This window comes from Tessaracoccus sp. ZS01, assembly GCF_022342445.1.
Classification (GTDB): Bacteria; Actinomycetota; Actinomycetes; order Propionibacteriales; family Propionibacteriaceae; genus Arachnia.
Window position 1 is genome coordinate 132,056 of the sequence record NZ_PQFE01000001.1, and the last position, 18,268, is coordinate 150,323.

General features: G+C 69.1%; 13 protein-coding genes. 6 read left to right on the top strand and 7 right to left on the bottom strand.

What is annotated here, in order from left to right:
• Positions 1-4: 4 nt before the first annotated feature.
• Positions 5-1,390, top strand: a complete 1,386-nt coding sequence (locus C3E87_RS00685) for a class II 3-deoxy-7-phosphoheptulonate synthase (protein WP_076058244.1) — start codon at positions 5-7, stop codon at positions 1,388-1,390.
• Positions 1,387-2,403 (top strand): low specificity L-threonine aldolase, encoded by a 1,017-nt coding sequence (locus C3E87_RS00690; protein WP_076058246.1) that lies wholly within the window; start codon positions 1,387-1,389, stop codon positions 2,401-2,403. Before C3E87_RS00685 ends, C3E87_RS00690 begins: the two co-directional genes overlap by 4 nt.
• Positions 2,404-3,727: 1,324 nt before the next feature.
• Here C3E87_RS00690 and C3E87_RS00695 read toward each other — a convergent pair.
• The 3 genes from C3E87_RS00695 to pknB form a co-directional block, all read right to left on the bottom strand.
• The gene (locus C3E87_RS00695; protein ID WP_143570830.1) at positions 3,728-4,558 is read right to left on the bottom strand and encodes a hypothetical protein; all 831 of its coding nucleotides are present in this window, start codon (positions 4,556-4,558) and stop codon (positions 3,728-3,730) included.
• A gap of 239 nt (positions 4,559-4,797) precedes the next feature.
• Positions 4,798-6,003, bottom strand: coding sequence for a hypothetical protein (locus tag C3E87_RS00700; RefSeq protein WP_076058248.1), 1,206 nt, complete (start codon positions 6,001-6,003; stop codon positions 4,798-4,800).
• 40 nt (positions 6,004-6,043) lie between these two features.
• Entirely contained in the window at positions 6,044-8,098 is a 2,055-nt protein-coding gene (gene pknB, locus C3E87_RS00705; protein WP_076058250.1) for a Stk1 family PASTA domain-containing Ser/Thr kinase, read from the bottom strand.
• A gap of 146 nt (positions 8,099-8,244) precedes the next feature.
• Here pknB and C3E87_RS00710 point away from each other — a divergent pair, with 146 nt between their 5' ends.
• Positions 8,245-8,922 (top strand): thiamine phosphate synthase, encoded by a 678-nt coding sequence (locus C3E87_RS00710; protein WP_158069017.1) that lies wholly within the window; start codon positions 8,245-8,247, stop codon positions 8,920-8,922.
• Here the strand turns inward: C3E87_RS00710 and C3E87_RS00715 are convergent.
• Together C3E87_RS00715 and C3E87_RS00720 are read right to left on the bottom strand one after the other, a co-directional pair.
• A complete protein-coding gene (locus C3E87_RS00715; protein WP_076058255.1) occupies positions 8,898-11,273 on the bottom strand; it encodes an HAD-IC family P-type ATPase in 2,376 nt (791 codons plus the stop codon). The two genes, C3E87_RS00710 and C3E87_RS00715, sit on opposite strands and share 25 nt — an antisense overlap.
• Positions 11,263-12,354 carry a polyprenyl synthetase family protein gene (locus C3E87_RS00720; RefSeq protein ID WP_076058257.1) on the bottom strand — a complete coding sequence of 364 codons (1,092 nt, stop codon included), beginning with the start codon at positions 12,352-12,354 and terminating at the stop codon, positions 11,263-11,265. Before C3E87_RS00720 ends, C3E87_RS00715 begins: the two co-directional genes overlap by 11 nt.
• Positions 12,355-12,400: 46 nt before the next feature.
• Here C3E87_RS00720 and C3E87_RS00725 point away from each other — a divergent pair, with 46 nt between their 5' ends.
• Positions 12,401-13,291: a methylenetetrahydrofolate reductase gene (locus tag C3E87_RS00725; RefSeq protein ID WP_076058259.1), complete on the top strand. Its 891-nt coding sequence runs from the start codon at positions 12,401-12,403 to the stop codon at positions 13,289-13,291.
• Positions 13,292-13,300: 9 nt separating this feature from the next.
• On the opposite strand, the gene C3E87_RS00730 is transcribed toward C3E87_RS00725, so the two are convergent.
• Positions 13,301-15,502 (bottom strand): UvrD-helicase domain-containing protein, encoded by a 2,202-nt coding sequence (locus C3E87_RS00730; RefSeq protein WP_076058261.1) that lies wholly within the window; start codon positions 15,500-15,502, stop codon positions 13,301-13,303.
• Between the two features lie 203 nt (positions 15,503-15,705).
• Between C3E87_RS00730 and C3E87_RS00735 the strand changes: the two genes are divergently transcribed.
• Both C3E87_RS00735 and C3E87_RS00740 read left to right on the top strand, forming a co-directional pair.
• Positions 15,706-16,533, top strand: a complete 828-nt coding sequence (locus tag C3E87_RS00735; protein WP_158069018.1) for a thioredoxin domain-containing protein — start codon at positions 15,706-15,708, stop codon at positions 16,531-16,533.
• Positions 16,530-17,336 (top strand): cytochrome c biogenesis CcdA family protein, encoded by an 807-nt coding sequence (locus tag C3E87_RS00740; protein WP_076058266.1) that lies wholly within the window; start codon positions 16,530-16,532, stop codon positions 17,334-17,336. Before C3E87_RS00735 ends, C3E87_RS00740 begins: the two co-directional genes overlap by 4 nt.
• Here C3E87_RS00740 and C3E87_RS00745 read toward each other — a convergent pair.
• Positions 17,333-18,259, bottom strand: a complete 927-nt coding sequence (locus tag C3E87_RS00745; protein ID WP_076058267.1) for a hypothetical protein — start codon at positions 18,257-18,259, stop codon at positions 17,333-17,335. The two genes, C3E87_RS00740 and C3E87_RS00745, sit on opposite strands and share 4 nt — an antisense overlap.
• Positions 18,260-18,268 lie beyond the last annotated feature (9 nt).

The following is an 18,268-nucleotide window of genomic DNA, read 5'->3' on the forward strand; positions in this document are numbered from 1 at the left end:
GCGCATGTCGAGCATCATTTCCCGGGAAGAACTACGCGCGCTGCCCTACGTCCAGCAGCCGTCGTACCCGGATCCCGCGGCCCTCGATCGGACCATCGACGCGCTGGAGAAGCTGCCCCCGCTGGTTTTCGCTGGGGAGTGTGACGACCTGCGTCTCAAGATGGCCGATGTCGCCGACGGCCGGGCGTTCCTCCTGCAGGGCGGCGACTGCGCGGAGACGTTCTCCGGGGTCACCGCCCAGGCCATCAAGAGCAAGCTGCTCGTGCAGCTCTCGATGGCGGTGGTCATGACCTACGCCGCGCAGGTCCCGGTGGTCAAGGTCGGCCGCATCGCGGGTCAGTACGCCAAGCCGCGCTCGAACGGTGTGGAGACCCGGGGCGACCTGTCGTTGCCCTCCTACCGCGGCGACGCCATCAACGGCTTCGACTTCACGCAGGAGTCGCGGGAACACGATCCCCAGCGCCTCCTCCGCGTCTACAACGCTTCCGCGGCCACGCTGAACCTCGTGCGCGCCTTCGTCAAGGGCGGCTTCGCCGACCTGCGTGGAGTGCACAGCTGGAACGCCGAATTCGTCCGCGACTCGCAGGTCGAGGCGGAGTACGAGGAGCTCGCCTCCGAGATCGACCGCGCGCTGGCCTTCATGGTCGCCTGCGGCGTGAAGGACGACTCGCTCAGCACCGTCGACTTCTACGCCAGCCACGAGGCGCTGCTGCTCGAGTACGAGCGCGCCCTCACCCGCGTCGACTCCCGCTCGCAGGAGCTGTACGGTTGCTCCGGCCACATGCTCTGGATCGGGGAGCGCACCCGCCAGCTCGACGGCGCCCACGTGGAGCTGTTCAGCCGCGTGCAGAACCCGCTCGGGGTCAAGCTCGGCCCCTCCACCAGCGTCGCCGATGCGCTCGCGCTGGCAGACAAGCTTGATCCCCACCACGTCCCGGGGCGCCTGACGTTCATCACCCGGATGGGCGCCAAGAAGGTCCGCGACGTGCTGCCCGCCGTCATCGAGGCTGTCGAGGCCAGCGGCCGCAAGGTCGCCTGGGTCTGTGACCCCATGCACGGCAACACCTTCGAGGCGAAGAACGGCTACAAGACCCGCTCGTTCGCGGATGTCGCCGATGAGGTCAACGGCTTCTTCGACGTCCACGAGCAACTCGGCACCTGGCCCGGCGGCCTGCACGTGGAGATGACGGGCGACGACGTCACAGAATGCGTGGGCGGCGTCTACAACCTCGACGAGAACGATCTCGCCAACCGCTATGAGACGGTCTGCGACCCCCGCCTGAACCGCAACCAGTCGCTCGAACTGGCCTTCCTCGTGGCCCGCCGCCTCCGCTCGGGCCGCCTTAACCGCGAAAACCCGGTCCAGTGGTTCCAGGCCAAGGACCTGTGATCGATCTCCGCAGCGACACGGTGACCCGGCCCTCGGCCGGGATGCTGGCCGCCATGGTGGAGGCCCCCGTCGGGGACGACGTCTACGGCGAGGACCCCACCGTCGCGGAGCTGGAGCGCCGAGTGGCCGGGATATTCGGCAAGGAGGACGCGCTCTTCTGCGCGACCGGGTCCCTGGCCAACCAGCTCGGCATCTGGCTGCACACCCCGCCCGGCACCGAAGTGCTCTGCGACGCGCAGGCGCACATCGCCCGGGCGGAGATGGGCGCCCACGGCGCCGTCGGCGGAGTGACCATGCGCACCTGGGGCTCGGATCGCGGGCGGCTCGTGGCCGACGACGCCCTGGCGATGGTGGCGGTCGACTGCGGCCCGTACCTGGTGGAGACGGCCTGCATCGAGGTGGAGGACAGCCACAACTTCGGTGGCGGGACCGTGCAGGACTTCGACGAACTCGGCATGGTCTCCGAGGGCGCCCGTGCGCTCGGCATCGCCACGCATCTCGACGGCGCCCGGCTCGCCAACGCCGCTGCTGTGACCGGTCGCTCGTTCGCCGAGTACGGCTCGCTGTTCGACACCGTCAGCATCTGCCTCTCCAAGGGGCTCGGCGCACCGGTGGGCAGCGTGCTCGTCGGCAGCGCGGAGCAGATGGCCCGCGCCCGCGTGCAGCGCAAGCGGTTGGGTGCCGGCTGGCGCCAGGCCGGCGTGCTCGCCGCCGCCGGGCTCTACGCGCTGGACCACAACCTCGCCCGCGTCGTGGAGGACCACACCGCGGCGCGCGTCCTGGCCGAGACCATCGACGCGGCCCGGCCCGGCGTCGTCACCGTCGAGTCGGTGGTGACCAACATCGTGCTGATCTCCACCCCGGATGCGCCGGGAGTCGCCGCACGGCTGAAGGACAAGGGTGTGTTGGTCAGCGTCCTGGGCCCGCGGGCGCTGCGCGCCGTGACGCACCTCGATGTCACTGGGGAGCAGTGTGCCGAAGCGGGCCAACGTGTCGCCTGGGCACTGCGCTGACGCGGCTCGATTTCTGCCGTCGAGCGCGGCCATGAACCAAGGGCTCTCGTTCGCGGCGGGTTGGCGAACAGTCACGCGGTGCTCGATTCGGCGAGGATCTCGTGACGATGGCGGTGGGTGCCTTGCCTTCGAGTCGCGCCCGGTGTGCTCGCCCGCCGGGCAAGGCGGCTCCTCACCACAAGGGGTTTCACTCCGCTAAAAGGGACAATTACCCCCGGCCCGTGGGGAGAGTCCCTCCCGTATAGACAGCACCAAAAGGGTGCAGACCTGGCACATCAGGAATCATGATGTCTTCCAGCTGGTGAACGACTTCTCCATCAGTGACCGAGCGATGTTCCAACGACCAGCCCAGACCAGCAGGTCGAACTCCTACCACTCCCGATGGCCCCAGGAACCAGCTGCTTTCCCTTGACAAGCTCACAACTTCGCGAGAAACCCCGGTCTGGGGATCCGCTGTCCACAGACTTCCAGTAGCTAACCAGTAGAGGGACCTGCCGAGCGCTGTGAGCGTGGTCGGTCCGCCCTCGGACTGCCACTGGGCTACGCTGGCGCCGGGGCCAGTGAGAGGGAGGGGGGTGACTGAGCGTGCCTCCGGATCTATCCGCCAAATGTCTATTGTTGACTGGGCATCAGGTGACCTCGCCACGAAGGCGTAACTGAACCGATCCAAAGTAGCCATCCGCTCGCCCCACACCGAAGACACCTCTGCAGCGGGTCCAAAGCTCGAGACTGCGTCGGATGTCAGGTCGGTGAGGTGGACTTCGGGAGACAATCCTGATGCGGAGAAGGCGAACGTGCGTCCCCCGTTCCAACCGCTCCCCGCTCCGAGGAATCCATGATGGTCCCAATAATGATGATCGGTCCCATTGAACAACAGGAGCGCGGAGTCGTATCTACTCAGGTCTTGAGTGCCGTAGTTGATGACCGCGAGCACATGGTCTCCCGCCGGCGAAAGAGTGTCGATTGCTCCGCCGCGTACAGGGAGTTCCCATGTGCGGTGTTGTTGATCCCAATAGTGGGCCCGGTCGTTCGAGAGCCATGCGACGGCACCGTTGCAGCCGATCAAGCGGGCATTATCGATCGGGGTGAACTCCGTCACATCACGACTGCGGCCGTCGTCGCTGAGACGAAGCACCACTCCTTTACGGGTCGAAGGTTCATCACCAGCGCCGTAGTTGGAGAACCCCAGCGCGTAACCGCTGGCAGTGGGATCGAACTCGCCCTCCGACTCTGCAGGGCTTTCAATCCACGGATCTGCGCTGCAACCGCTGGCAGACGCGGCGCAGAGCGCCAAGCCTCCCGCTAGGAATGACCTCCGTCGCACTTAGGCTCGCTCAAGGTATCGACTCAGGACGGTCAGCGGCGACTTCCAGAGGTCCTCCGGATATACACCAGGCCCGCCATTGCGATCCAGGTCGACGTTGTAGGTCGATGCATACATCCAAGCTGCCCAAACCAGACTCGAGCAGTTGTATGTCGACTTCCACACCTGGTCGTCGAGGGAAGCGAAAGGCCAAAGAGGATGTTTGTTGAATGAGAAATCGGACTCGTACTGGACGTTAGCGCTCAACCGATTGATGCCGAACTGCCCTGCGCGGTCGTTCATGTTGATGGACGCACCGTCGACTCGACGAAGATGAGCAGGATAACTTGCATGCGTTCGAAGCCCGGTGTAGGTACTAGTGATGCGCCGGATGCTCGGGATGTCTCTGCCCGGCATGTGCACTGCCTCACACTGGCCTGTGAAGAGAGTGTTGTGCCCATGGGCCACGGTGAGGGTCTTAGAGTAAGAGTACGTGAAGTATCCAGCGGCTGCGCAACCTAGCTTGACAGCGGTGCCTTCACCTGTGCTGTTCGTGGACAGTTCTGTTGCTTTCGGAATGTGCGCTGCTCTAGCCTCGCTCGAATCTTCATACAGCATCGCGACTACATCTTCCTCGCTGATTCCTCGGTTGATCGCGTGATCTGCAATGGACTCGGCGAGTTCTTTCGAACTAACGCCGGGATTCACAGACAGTATCTCGTCGATCCGAGGATCGGAAACACCGGGGCCAACCGATGCGCCGTGCGTAGGATCGTCCGCCACAGCCACTCCCGAAAAGAGGCTTATCCCGATCGCGAGGAGAATGCTTAAGCTCCATTTGTGCGAAATCATAGGTGTCTCCATCGACTGAAGCGCGCGGTGCTAGACGAGCGCTAATGGGGGTGGCGCGATGCCGAGAGTACTACGAACCGTAGTGAACAGAGAGGGGCTCTATACTGGCCGAGCGTGAACTGGGCACGTCAGGTGAGCGACGCCGATCCGCAGCGCGGAGATGCAGTTCGAGCCGTCATATGTCGATCAGATCTTCCCGCTGGACTCAGCATGGCGGCTCTCCGTTTTGCAGCCTGTGGCTAACGGGGTTCCAGCTCCGCGATCGGGCGCGGCCATGCGCCCAGTTCCTGCCAGACGAAGTTGGGCACCCGCGCGAAGAACCCGTGGAGGAACCGCGACGTGCGGTCCAGGTCTGCCGGCAGCCAGTCGTCGCCGTCGCCCACCCGGATGACCCCTGCCGAGATCTCGAACTTCGGCGCATCGGCCAGCATCAGGTACTCCATCTGGCGCTGGTGCATGACGTCAGAGCCGAACCTGGCGTTGCCGGTGCGCACGGTGAAGCGCCGGTTGAAGTCCTCCCACTCGAACTTCTGCGACCGCCCGAACAGGCCCCAGTTCACGGACAGGTCCTCGAACGGGAATGTGGTGCGGAACTCACAGAGGATCTCGTCGTGGTTGCGGATCTCTGTGTGGGTCCTGCCCTCGGAGTCCCTGCGGGTGTGCCTGGTCTTCCAGGTGTGCTTCAGGCGGACGAAGGGCAGCCCGTCGTTGGACGAGGTGATGATGTCGTGGGCCTGGTGGTCGAAGCCGCCGCCGGTGCTGCTCACGGCGCCCAGGTAGGCGTCGTCGCGGGGGAGGTAGGACCAGCCCGGGCGGCCGTGGAAACTCAGGCCCGCAGGGGCGGGGGGCCCGCTGTACTGGGTGATCGCGGTGGTGAGCAGCGCGGCGCGCACGGCTGCCAACTGCTCGATGGCGTCCTCGAGGGGGTCCGCCTCGCGGGGCGCGTCGACCAGGACCAGGTTGTCGTGGTCGATGCTGATCCGGTACGGCCCGCGGAGGTGGGCGCCCACCGCCGTGAGCAACTCCTCGGCATAGCGGCGCGACGGCGCGGCCGCGCGCAGTTCGCCTAGTTCGACGGGCTCGCCCAGCCTGGGCAGCCGGTCGTCGGTGACATGGAGGACCTCAGCCGCCGGGAGCGACTTCGGCAGGGGCATGGTCACCACGTACCCGGCGCTGCGCCAGGCGTCGCACGAGTAACGGAAGGCCGTGAACGGCGTTGAGTCCTTCGCGACGCCGAGCAGTTGGTCGTCGACGCGCCGGTCGAAACCCAGGCCGAACGGCGGCACGTTCAGGCCGTGGGTGATGGACAGCGGGGGAGACGTGATGAACTCCCAGCCCTTGGCCCGCAGCGACTGCACATAGCGGTGCCGCAGCAGCCCCCAGATGCCGAAGCCGACGGCGGCCACCGCCAGCACAATGAGCACGACCACCATGAAATCGGGCACGATCCCCCACCTCCGGCCACCAGTGTGCCAGCGATCGCGATCAGGCGACGTAGAGCGTGACCTTCGTCCCCACGGCGACCTCGGTACCCGCCGCCGGGTCTGTGCTGTTGGCGATGTCCAGCGGGATCGGGAAGTTCGAACTGCGCTCCACCTTGACCACCAGGTCGAGGTCCTCAAGCAGCTTGGTGGCCTCGTCCGTGCTCTTCATCCAGACGTCGGGGACCGTCACCATCACGGGACCGAGGGACTTGACCAGGGTGACGGTGTCGCCGCGGTGGCCGCTCCCGCCGCGCGGGTCCTGCCTGATGACTCGGCCGGCTCCGACCTCCGCGGAGTTCTCCTCCTCGATCGCCACCGTGAAGCCCAGCTTCTCCAGTTCCTTCACGGCCTTGTCTGCGCTCCCGCCCACATGGTCCGGGACGCGGATGGGTTCGCGGCCCTTGGAGACGCTCAGGTCGACGGGGGTGTCCGGCTTCAGCTGGGCACCCTCCTCCTGCGAGGCGGTCAGCACGATGCCCTCGGCGACCGTCTCCGAGAACTGCTCTGTGACGGTGCCGACGGCGAGCCGCCCGGCGGTCAGCGCCTGGGATGCGGCCTCCAGCGGGATCCCGACCACCGCGGGCATGGGGTAGCGCTCCGGCCCCTTCGACAACACCAACGTGACGTCGGAGCCCCGGAAGAGGCGCTCGCCCGCTGTGGGGTCCGTGGTGATCACGACCCCCGCCGGTACGGTCTCCGAGTACTGCTCGGTGCGGTTGACCTTGAGGGCGTTGGCTGCTGCGGCCTCCCGCGCCTTGGTCTCGTTGAGCGTGCTCATCGCGGGCACGGTGGTGAAGCGCCCGTCGAGCCACCACCACGAGCCGACGCCCGCGGCGCCCGCCAGGAGGAGCACCACCAGGACGAGCGCGACGATGCGACGGCGCCGGTGGACCGGGTCGTCGGAGATGTGCAGGTGCGGGAACACGGGCGTGCGCTGACTGCGTGGCTGGGTGGTGGCGGCCACGGGCCGCGGCGACACGGGTTCGGCGACGGGGACCGGGTCCGGGCGTGGTTTCTTCTGCGCCGGGCGCCACTCGTCGCGGCGGAGCACGACGGTGGGGGGCGAGCCCGAAGACAGGGGGCGCGGCCGTTCGGAGGAACGTGTACGCAGGTGTTCGGTCTCGTCCTCCGCAGGACTCTCGGGAAGCAGGGCAGCGGCGAGGGTGGGGTTGTCATGGCCGCCCGTGCGCGCGAGTTCGCGCCGCGCGCGGCGTACCGCGCTGAGCAGTTCCCGGCCGTCAGAGATGCGGGCACGAGGGTCGCGGCGGGTGGCGGCCAGGACGAGGGTGTCGAGGTAGTCCGGGATCTCCCAGTCGGCGCTGTGCCCGATCTCTGCGAGCCGCTCCGAGGGTCGCTCGATGTCGACGTTCACGTGGCGGTAGGCGATCTGGTAGTTGTTCTCGCCGGTGTGCGGCTTCTTCCCGGTGAGCAGCTCGAAGAGCACCACGCCGGCGGAGTACACGTCGCTGCGGCCGTCAGGGCGCGAGTGCGTCACGAGCTCCGGCGGGAGGTAGCTGGCGGTGCCGACGAGGATGCCCGTGGCGGTCATCTGGGGGGAGCCCACCTGACGCGCGAGCCCGAAATCTGCGACCTTGACCTGGCCGCGGCGGGTGATCATGACGTTCTCGGGTTTGATGTCGCGGTGCACCACGCCCGCCTCGTGGGCGGCGGCCAGCGCGGCCGCGACCTGCTCGAACAGCTCGAGCGCCCTGTCCGGCGGCATGGGGGAGTCGCGGCTGATCATCCGGCGCATCGTCTCGCCCTCGATGAACTCCATGACGATGTACGGCTTGCCCTGGGAGGAGCCCTGGTCGAAGATCGACACCACGCTCGGGTGGGAGAGGACGGCCGCGGACCTGGCCTCGCGGTCGAACTTGGCGGCGAACTCGTCGTCCTCGCCGAGGTCGCTGCGCATGACCTTGACCGCGACGACGCGCGACAGACGTCGATCACGCGCGCGATACACCGTGGCCATGCCACCGCGGGCGACTTTCGCCACGATTTCGTAGCGGCCGTCGAGCACTTGGCCGACCAACGGGTCGAAAGTGCTGTTCATGCCACTCCAAGCACGGTCGGGGAAGGAGGCCGTGGGCCCGTTTGCTCTCCTGATTGTAGGCTGCCCGGCCGAAGCCTCCGCCACCGGCGCGCGGGCACGTCGCCGAACTCCTTCCGGTGGCCTCCCCGACGAAGTAGATTGCCCCTGTGACTGCACCCTTGTCTCTTCACACCAGACTGCGCCTGGCCCGTCTCGCCCTGGTGGTCCCACCTGAGCGTTCCGGCCCGGAGGCCGCAGACTTCGCTGCCCACGGTGCAGACCTGCTGGTCCTGACCAGGGGCGAGCGCACGGTCGAGGAAGCGGCGGAGGGGATCCGGGTGGCGCGCAACCGGCTGTTCGGTTTGCAGACGCTCATCGCGGCGGACAATCTCGACGTCGCCGAGGCCAGCGGCGCTGACGTGGTCTTCCTCAAGCGCCCCGGGTGGCGTCCGTTCGGGATCAAGCGGCCCCATGAGTTCGCACTGCTCGGCCGCTCCATCGACGGTGCGGAGGACGCGGACAAGGTCGACGGGGATCCATGGAACTTCGCCTTCGTCGGCCCGGCCGTCGACGGCGAGGGGGCCGGCGCCGCCGTCGCGGACATGGCGGCGCAGTATCCGCCACTGGCGCTGCCCGCCGGCCCGGTGTGGTTCGCGGCCGGCGGCATCTCGTCGGGCAACGTCGACGCAGTGCTCGCCGCAGGCGCGCGCCGAGCCGTCGTCTCGACGGCCGTGTTCACGGCGGCAGACCCGTTCGTGGAGGCGCAGGCCATCGCGGACGCGCTGAAGGCCACCTGGACGGCGGACCCCGGCGCCGCGGGTTACGGGAGCGCCGCCTTCGGCTGAGCCCAGACGTCGGCACGTTCCCGGCGGACGATCTTGGTGACCCACCAGGTGAGCTCCACCAGTGCCATCCCGATCAGCCCGGCGACGACGCCGAAGGTGATCTCGGCCGTGTTCGTGATGTCCAGCCCCAGCGCGCGGCGGGGGGAGGGCAGCGCGAACACCAGGAAGTAGAAGGCGTACGCGAACGCCACAAGGCCCACCCGCCACCAGTAGTAGGGACGCGCCACCACGGCCAGCACCCAGGTGGCCGTCAGGATGAGCGCGATGAGGGTCGCGGTGGAGGCCTGCTCCTGGTGCGGATCCGGAACCACGCCGAAGCCGCGGGCGGTGACGTAGGTGGCGATGGTCACGCCGGCCACGATGAGGCCACAGGGGATGGCCACGGACAGGGTTCGCCAGACGAACCCGGGCCTCGCCCGCTCGCGGTTCGGCGCGAGGCTCAACAGGAAGGCCGGGATGCCGATCGTGAACCACCCCACCACCGTCATCTGGAGCGGCAGGAACGGGTTGGGAAGGCCCATCAGCCCGAGGACCAGGGCGAGGGCGATGGCGTAGACCGTCTTGGTGAGGAACAGCTTGGCCACGCGTTCCACGTTGCCGATCACCCGGCGCCCCTCGGCGACGACGTGGGGGAGGGTGGCGAACTTGTCGTCGAGCAGCACGATCTGGGCGACGGCGCGGGTGGCCGGCGCGCCGGAGCCCATCGCCACGCCGAGATCTGCATCCTTGAGCGCCAGCACGTCGTTGACGCCGTCGCCCGTCATGGCGACGGTGTGGCCGCGGCCCTGCAGCGCACCCACCATCTGGCGCTTCTGCTCGGGCGTCACGCGGCCGAACACATCGACGGCGTCGACGGCGTCGTCGAACTGCTCGCCCGCCCCGGGCAACGTCCGGGCGTCGATGACGTCGCCGATGGCCACGCCCAGCGAGCGGGTGACGGCGGCCACCGACGCGGCGTTGTCGCCGGAGATGACCTTGAGCGCCACGCCCTGCTCCTGGAAGTAGGCGAGAGTCTCCGCCGCGTCCGGCCGGATGAGCTGGTCGAGCACCAGGAGCGCGACGGGGCTCGCCTCCCCGGGCGCCTGGGGCGAATCGACGCGCTGCTTCGCCCGGGCGAGCAGCAGGACCCGGCGGCCGGTGGCACCGATCTGCTCCGCGCGTCGGGCGAGTTCGTCATGGCCTGCCAGTACCTCCGGCGCGCCCAGCACCCAGTGCCCACGCTCGCCGGCGAAGCTGACGCCGGACCACTTCCTGGCGGAGGTGAACGGAGCCCGGGCCTCGACGGGCCAGGGATCGTCGGCGGCCGCGATCGCCGCGGCGATGGCCTGCACGGAGGCGTTCGGGGCGTCGTCGGCCGCCACCAGTTGCGACAGGACCACACGGGTGTGGCCCGGGTCGTCGGTGAGGTCCAGGAGTTCGCCCAGCGTCATGGCGTGCTGGGTGAGCGTGCCGGTCTTGTCGGCGCACACGACGTCGACCCGGGCCAGGCCCTCGATCGCGGGGAGTTCGTTGACCAGGCACTGGCGCCGGCCGAGCCTGATCACGCCCAGCGCGAAGGCCATCGAGGTGAGCAGCACGAGGCCCTCGGGCACCATCGGCACCAGCACGGCCACCATCCGCAGCACCGACTCCTGCCAGGTGGTGTCCGGCTGGTTGAACTGGACGAAGATGGACAGCGCGGCGACGGGGACCAACAGGTAGGTGACCCAGCGGAGGATCCGGTTGATGCCCTGGCGCAGCTCCGAGGAGACAAGGGTGAACTTGGCCGCCTGGGCGGTCAGTTGCGCCGCGTAGGCGTCGGCCCCCACCCTCTCCGCGCGGTACAGCCCGGTGCCGGAGATGACGTAGGCCCCAGAGAGCACCCCGTCGCCCGGCTGCTTGGCCACCGGGTCGGCCTCGCCGGTGAGCAGCGATTCGTCGACCTCCAGGTAGTCGGCCGCCACCACGGACCCGTCGACGACGATCTGTTCGCCGGGGCCCACCGCGATGAGGTCGTCGAGGACCACCTCGTCCCGGGTGACCCGCGTGCGTTCGCCGTCGCGCACGACGATGGGGTGGGCCTCGCCCACCACGGCCAGGTTGTCGAGCATGCGCTTGGCGCGTAGCTCCTGCACGATGCCCACGACGGAGTTGGCGATGATGAGCAGGCCGAACGCCCCCTGGAGAAGGTTGCCCGTGACGAGGACCAGACAGAACAGCACGAAAAGGATGGCGTTGACCCGGGTGAGCACGTTGGCGCGCACGATGCCTGCCGTGCTGCGCCCGGAGCGCGATGGCAGGTGGTTGACCTGGCCGGAGGAGACGCGTTCAGCGACCTGTGTGGAGGTGAGCCCGGAGAGCTCAGTGGGCACGTCTGACGCTCCGCTCGGCGAGCCCCGCCAGAGCGGTGCGGCCGTCCGCGGTCATCTGGGTGTCGTCGAGGACGGCCAGGGCGTGGCGCATGTTCTCCTCGATCACGGCCTCCACGTGGGCCAGGGCACCCGAGGCTTCGATCAGCTCTGCGGCCCGGTCGACGTCCGTGTCCGTGAGGCCCTCGGCGCCCAGCAGCCCGCCCAGTTCGCGGGCCTCGTCGGGTGAGGCGTGGGACAGCGCCGTGAGCACCAGGACCGTGCGCTTGCCCTCGTGGATGTCGCCTCCGTAGGGCTTGCCCGTGACCTCCGGTCGGCCGTAGACGCCGAGCACGTCGTCGCGCAGTTGGAAGGCGCGGCCGATCACGGAACCGAACTCCGCCAGGGCACCCTGGAGCTGGGCGTCGGCGCCACCGAGCGCCGCGCCGATCTGGGAGGGGCGCCGGATGGAGTAGCTGGCCGTCTTGTATTCGAGCACGCGGCGGGCGACGTCGAGTTCATCGGCCACCGACGTGGCGCCGGTGACGCGGTACTGCGCGCTCACGTCGAGGAACTGCCCGGCGGTGACCTCTGCCCGCATGGCGCTGAGGAGCGGCCGGGCGCGATCGATGCCCGGGGCGCCGGAGCCGTCCGCGAGCTCGATGCTCCACATGAGGAGGAGGTCGCCCAGCAGGATGGCCGACGACACCCCGAAGTCGGTGGCCGACCCCCGGCCGCCGCGCGCCGCGTGCAGCGACTCGAACTGCTTGTGGGCCGACGGGAGGCCGCGACGGGTGTCGGCGGCGTCGATGAGGTCGTCGTGCACCAGCGCCGACACGTGGAGCAGGTCCAGCGAGCTCGCGACGTCGAGGAGTGACCGGGCCTCCGTCGGCTGCCCGGCGGCGGCCACGTAGCTCCAGTAGCAGTAGGCGGGACGCAGCCGCTTGCCGCCGGCGGTGGCGGCACGGGCGACGGGGAGCAGATCCGAGGAGCCGATGGTGTCCAGCAACTCCTCCTGCCCGTCGAGGAACCTGTCGATGGTTTCGCCGATGGCGGACAGCAACGGCGCGCTCAGCGGGGAGCTCGGATCAAACGGGGTGCTCACGTGGGCAGCTTAGTCGAGGCGTTGTGGCGTTCCCTATGGTGGGTACATGCCGTCGACGATCTCACGGCCCACGACGGTGGGGGAGTTGCTCTCCGCCGCACAGGGTCCCCTTTTCTCCTTCGAGTTCTATCCTCCCCGCTCCGAGGAGGAGGAGCCCATCCTGTGGCGCGCCGTCGAGGCCCTGACGCCACTGGAGCCTGATTTCGTGTCCGTCACGTACGGGGCCACGGGCTCGCGCCGGGACCGCACCATCCACGCCACCCGCCGCATCGCCACGGAGAACGGCCCGCTGACCGTGGGGCACCTGACGTGCGTGGACCAGTCGAAGGCCGACATCGCCGAGGCGTTGGCAGCCTACCGCGACGTGGGCGTCACCAACATCCTGGCCATCCGCGGCGACATGCCGGGCGGCGGCGAATGGGTGCGGCACGCAGACGGCCTGGCCAACGCCACCGAGCTGGTGCGCTTCATCAAGGAACAGGGCGATTTCTGCGTGGGCGTCGCCGCCTTCGCCAACCCCCACGAGACCACCGAGGACCCCGAACTCGATGACCGCATCCTGCTGGCCAAGGTGGAGGCGGGTGCGGAGTTCGCCATCACCCAGCTGTTCTTCGACGCACAGAGCTACATCGACCTGGTGCGCCGCGTGCGGGCGCTGGGCTGCAGCATCCCCATCATCCCGGGCATCATGCCGCTGACGGTGATCTCGCAGATCGAGCGTTTCGCCGGTCTGTCGGGCCGCGCGCTGCCGGACAAGTTCGTCGCCGAACTCCGCTCGGCCGCCTCCAAGGAGGAGGTGCGCGAGATCGGGATGGCCACGTGCCTCGAGCTGTGCCGCACCCTGCTGGACGCCGGCGCGCCCGGGCTGCAGTTCTTCACGCAGAACCGCAGCAAGGCCACGCGCGAGATCCTGGCCGAGCTCAAGCACCTCTCCTGAGCTGGACACCTAGTCCAGCAGCGCCCGCCACTGGGAAGTGTCGACGTCGAGGGTGATCATCTTCTGCGTCGCCCTGGTCAGCGCCACATAGAGGACGCGGGCGCCGCCCGGCGACTCCGCGATGATCTCGTCCGGCGAGACCACCAGCACACCGTCGTATTCGAGGCCCTTGGCCTGGAGCGCCGTCACCACGATGAGGCGGTCCTCGAACGCCGCGAGGCGGGGATCCTGGAACACGCCCAGCTGCACGGCGCGCAACCGCGACGGGGGGACGATCACGCCGATGGTTCCGTTGACCTTCGCCGCGACCGACAGGAGGTGCTCGCGCAGCGCCCGTGGCAGGGCCTCCGTGGTGGTCGCCTCGACGCTGGGCTCCACGCCGGTGGAGCGCACCGCCTTGGGCAGGTCCGCGTCCGGGAAGACCTTCGTGATGACCTTGGCGGCGAACTCGAACACCTCGCTGGGGGAGCGGTAGTTCGTCGAGAGCGTGAAGGTGCGGCTGGCCGCCCGCCCCACGACCTCGTTGAGGGCCCGGGTGGTCTCCTCCTGGTTGGGGTAGGAGCTCTGGGCGGGGTCGCCGACGATGGTCCACGATGACTGCGGCCCCCGTCTGCGCAGCATCCGCCACTGCATGGGCGTCACGTCCTGGCCTTCGTCGACGAGGATGTGGGCGTAGGTGTTGTGCGGGTCCTCATCCGGATCCACGTGCCTCTCGTGCCGCAGCAGGTCCGCCGTCGTGAGCACCTCGGCGACAGCGCCGCCCTCGAGGAAGACGTCGAGTTCCTTGTCGACGTCCTCGGGCGGCACGCCCAGGATGTGGATCAGCTCGTCCAGCAGTGCGATGTCGGCCACGGACCAGCCGCGCACGATTTCGTCGCCCTCGTCAGCGGCCTCGAGCCAGCGGTAGGAGGAGACGAGGCAGGCGCGCTGGTCCTCGTCGAGCTCGCCGGCGGCGACCTCTGCCACGACGGCGGGGTCGGCCAGTCGGGCCAACACCCGGGTCGCGCTGAGCAGGGGCCACCACCGGGGCATGAAGGCGTGGAGGCTGGGGTGTTCGCGCACCTGTGCCTCCAGTTCCTGCGGCTCGATCTCCACATCGCCCGGGAACTTGCGGATGAGGGCGGCCGCGACCAGGTCGGTCGCCATGCGGCGGCCCTTGTTGAGCTTGACGCTGGAGAGTACCTGTTCACGGATCCGGTGCAGTTCCCGCGCCCCCAACCCGAGCACTTCGCCCTTGACGGTGACCCGGACGGAGTCCACGTCGTGTTCCGGCAGCGGGGCGCGCACGAGGTGCTTGAGGACCTTCTGCATCGCGAGCGACCCCTTGACGGTGGCGGCCGCGGCCTGGTCGACGCGTTCCGTGCTGAAGCCCAGCACGTCGGAAGCCACCGAGCCGATGGCCTTCAGCGTCACGGAGTCCTCGCCCAGGCTGGGCAGTACCCGCTCGATGTAGTTCATGAACACGCTGGAGGGGCCGACGACGAGCACGCCACCCTTCTCGAGCCGTGCCCGGTTGGTGTAGAGGAGGTAGGCGGCGCGGTGCAGCGCGACGACGGTCTTGCCGGTGCCGGGGCCGCCGGCGATGATCGTGACCCCCTGGTACGGCGCGCGGATCGCCTCGTCCTGTTCGGCCTGGATGGTGGCCACGATGTCGCGCATCGTGCGTCCCCGGGCCCGGCTGAGGGCCGCCATCAGGGCGCCTTCACCGAGGATGGGCAGGTCGGTCTCGGCAGCCGAATCCAGCAGGTCGTCCTCCAGACCCACCACCTTGTCGTCGCGGCAGCGCAGCACGCGCCTGCGGATGACCTTCATGGGTTCGGCCGGCGTGGCGCGGTAGAACGGTTCGGCGGCGGGAGCACGCCAGTCGATCACCAGCGGTTCGTAGTCTTCGTCGCGCACGCCGATGCGGCCGATGTAGCGGACCTCGTCGGTGGTGAGGTCGATACGGCCGAAGACGAGGCCCTCGTGTTCGGCGTCGAGGATGGCCAGCCGCTTGGCGGCCTGGTAGGCGAACGCGTCACGCTCGAACAACGCCGTGCCGTCCTCCTCACGGAGGAAGTCGGTGCGGTCGGAGATGAAGATCTCCCTGCCCTGCTGGGCCAGGTTCTTGGCGCTCGCCGTCGCGGTGGTCAGATTGGCGTAGACCCTGTCGACGTGAGCCTGTTCCAGAGCGATTTCGCGCTCCAGGTCAGCGCGCGATGTGGTGGTCAAATCAGACCTTCCTCCGTGAAAGACAGACAGTCAACCCTACTACCCCCGCATGAACGCCAGCTGAACGGTCCGGACAGCGGCGGGCAGGCCGCCCGGCCACCCCTGGATTGGATGCCTTCGGGGGTATGGGGCAGAGTGGGGGAGAACACAGTGCCCAGAGTGATGTGAGTGAGCCAATGAACAGCACCCCGCAAGCCGGACGCATGACCATGACGAAGGACAAATGGATCGTGCTGGGCCTGTTCCTGGTGCTGGTGGTCGCGCTGATCGCGTTCTCGCAGAGCCGGCCGCTCGAGCAGAGTGCGGCTCCCGCGGCGGTCCCCGGCGCTGAGGCGCCGGCGTCCGGCACTCCCACGACGGAGGCTCCGGTGGCGCAGCTGCCGGCCACGGAGGCTCCCGTCCAGGAGGATCCCGCAGCCGCCCCGCCGCCTGAGGAGGGCACCGACGCCGGTGCCGACCAGGCGGGCTACGAGCAGTGGGTGCGCGATGAGTTCCCCCGCCGCCTGGAGGGCGACCCCATGGCGATGGGTGCGCTCGACGCCCCCGTCGTGCTGACCGAGTGGGCCGATTACCGCTGCCCGTTCTGCTCCGTCTTCGCCGAGGAGACGCTGCCCCTCCTGCAGAAGTACGTCGACGACGGCACGCTCCGCATCGAGTTCCGCGACCTGGCGCTGTTCGGCGACGAGTCGGTCAAGGCCGCCACCGCAGCGCGCGCCGCCGGCCTGCAGGGGAAGTACTTCGAGTTCCAGCACGCCATCTTCGCCGCCACCCCGAACGAGGGGCACCCCGACATCCCTGACGAGCTGGTGCTGGGCATCGTCGCCGATCTGGGCCTCGACGCGGCCCAGTTCGAGGCCGACTGGGCGCAGCCCGCACTGCGCCAGGCCGTGCTCACGGATTCGCAGGAGGCGCAGGGCATGGGTGTGTCGGCCACGCCGGCCTTCGTCGTCGGCACCCAGTTCTTCACCGGCGCGCAGCCGATCGCCGAGTTCGAGCGCGTCATCGAGGCCGAGGCCGCCAAGCTCGGATGACGATCGGCTATGCGGGGGCGTTCCTCGGCGGCATCGCGGCGATCCTCAGCCCCTGCGCGGCGTTGGTGCTGCCCGCCTTCTTCGCCTATGCCTTCGGGCAACAGCGCGCCCGGCTCATCGGGCGCACCGCGCTGTTCTACCTGGGCCTGTTGCTGACGCTCGTCCCGCTGGGGCTGGCTGCCGGGGCGCTGGGCGGCCTGCTCACCAGGCACCGCGACACCCTCGCACTCGTCGGTGGCATCGTGCTCATCCTCTTCGGCCTCATCATGGCGCTGGGCATCCGGCTACCGATCCCCGGGCTCGCGCAGCGTGGCGACCCCAAGGGCCCCATCGGGGCGGTGCTGCTCGGTATGACCTATGGCTTGGCCGGCGCCTGCACCGGGCCGCTGCTGGGCGCGGTGCTCACCGTCGCGGCGGTGGGCGGCAATGCAGTGCGGGGCGGCCTGCTGCTCGCGCTGTTCGGCGCGGGGATGGTGGTGCCGCTGGTGATCCTGGCGCTGCTGTGGGACCGGCTGCGGCTGGGGGAGCGGCTCAGGCCCCGCCCGGTCAGGATCGGCCCGTTCACCACCTCTGCGCTGGGTCTCGTCTCCGGTCTGCTGTTCATCGGCGTCGGGGTGCTGTTCATCACCACGGACGCGACCGCGGGCATCGGCGGCATCCTCGACGCGACGCAGCAGTTCCACCTCGAGTCCTGGCTGCGCGAGGTGGGTCTCCGGATCCCCGACCTCGCCGTCGTCGGGGCCGTGGTGGTGGTGGCGGGTCTGCTGCTGTGGGGTTGGCTGCGCCGTCCGACGCGGCCCTAGCCCCGGCGCCCCAGCCGGGGCGGCGTGAACGCCTTGTTGGTTGGGCGCGGGTCCTCGCCGGTGAGCCGCTCATGCAGCGCGTAGACGGCCAGGGCTGCGCTCGCCAACTGCCCCCAGGGAGCCTCACCTGCGGGTGAGGTGACGGAGGCGCGAAGTTGCCGGCCGTCGTCGATCGGGGTGCCGAGAGTTGCTCGGCGCTGCCACCAATGAGGCTTCAGCACGTGGGGCCGACAGTCGATGTCGGCCGGCCCGTCGTGCGAGTCGACGGTGCGCACTCCCCGTTCGGCCACCCGCTGGCGCAGCAGGCCGACGAGGCGCTCGGCGGGCTGCGGGGCCCCGGCGTCGTCGGTGACCTGCCAGCGGCCGAACATCCGTTCTAGCAGCAGCGGGAGCGCGGCCGTGCCCGGATTCTCCGGGCCCAGGGAGAGCACCACCTCTGACAGCGGCGTCCGGAGTCGCTCGGCGACGTCGGCGACGCTGCGGTCGAGCCAGAGCGAGGCCCGTTGTTGCTTCGTGCGCACCGGTTCCGTGCCCTCCAGGGCGTGCTGGCGGAAGGCCTCCCACACCGGCAGCAGGTCGTCGAGCAGGTCGCGCCAGCGCGCCGCCTCCTCCGGGCCGAAAGTGGCGGACAAGGCGTGGTACTGCGCACCCCGCTCCGCGGGGAGGTCGAGCGTGGTGCCGTCGCTGAGGTGGTGGCGGCGCGGTGGCGCCTCGGTGAGGGCCAGCCCCGCGCCGTTGAGCGCGGTGACCAGGTGGGCGCCGGATTTCTTGAACAGGTCACGCCAGGTGGCGGGCAGCACGATGGTCTGCGGCAGCGGGTCGACGGTGTGCCCGGCCGCCTCCAGGGTCACCTCATGCCCGAGCCTGGCCAGCCGCGCGGAGGCAGCCAGGCCGGCCAGCGTGGCGCCTCTGACGATGAGCATAGGACTGAT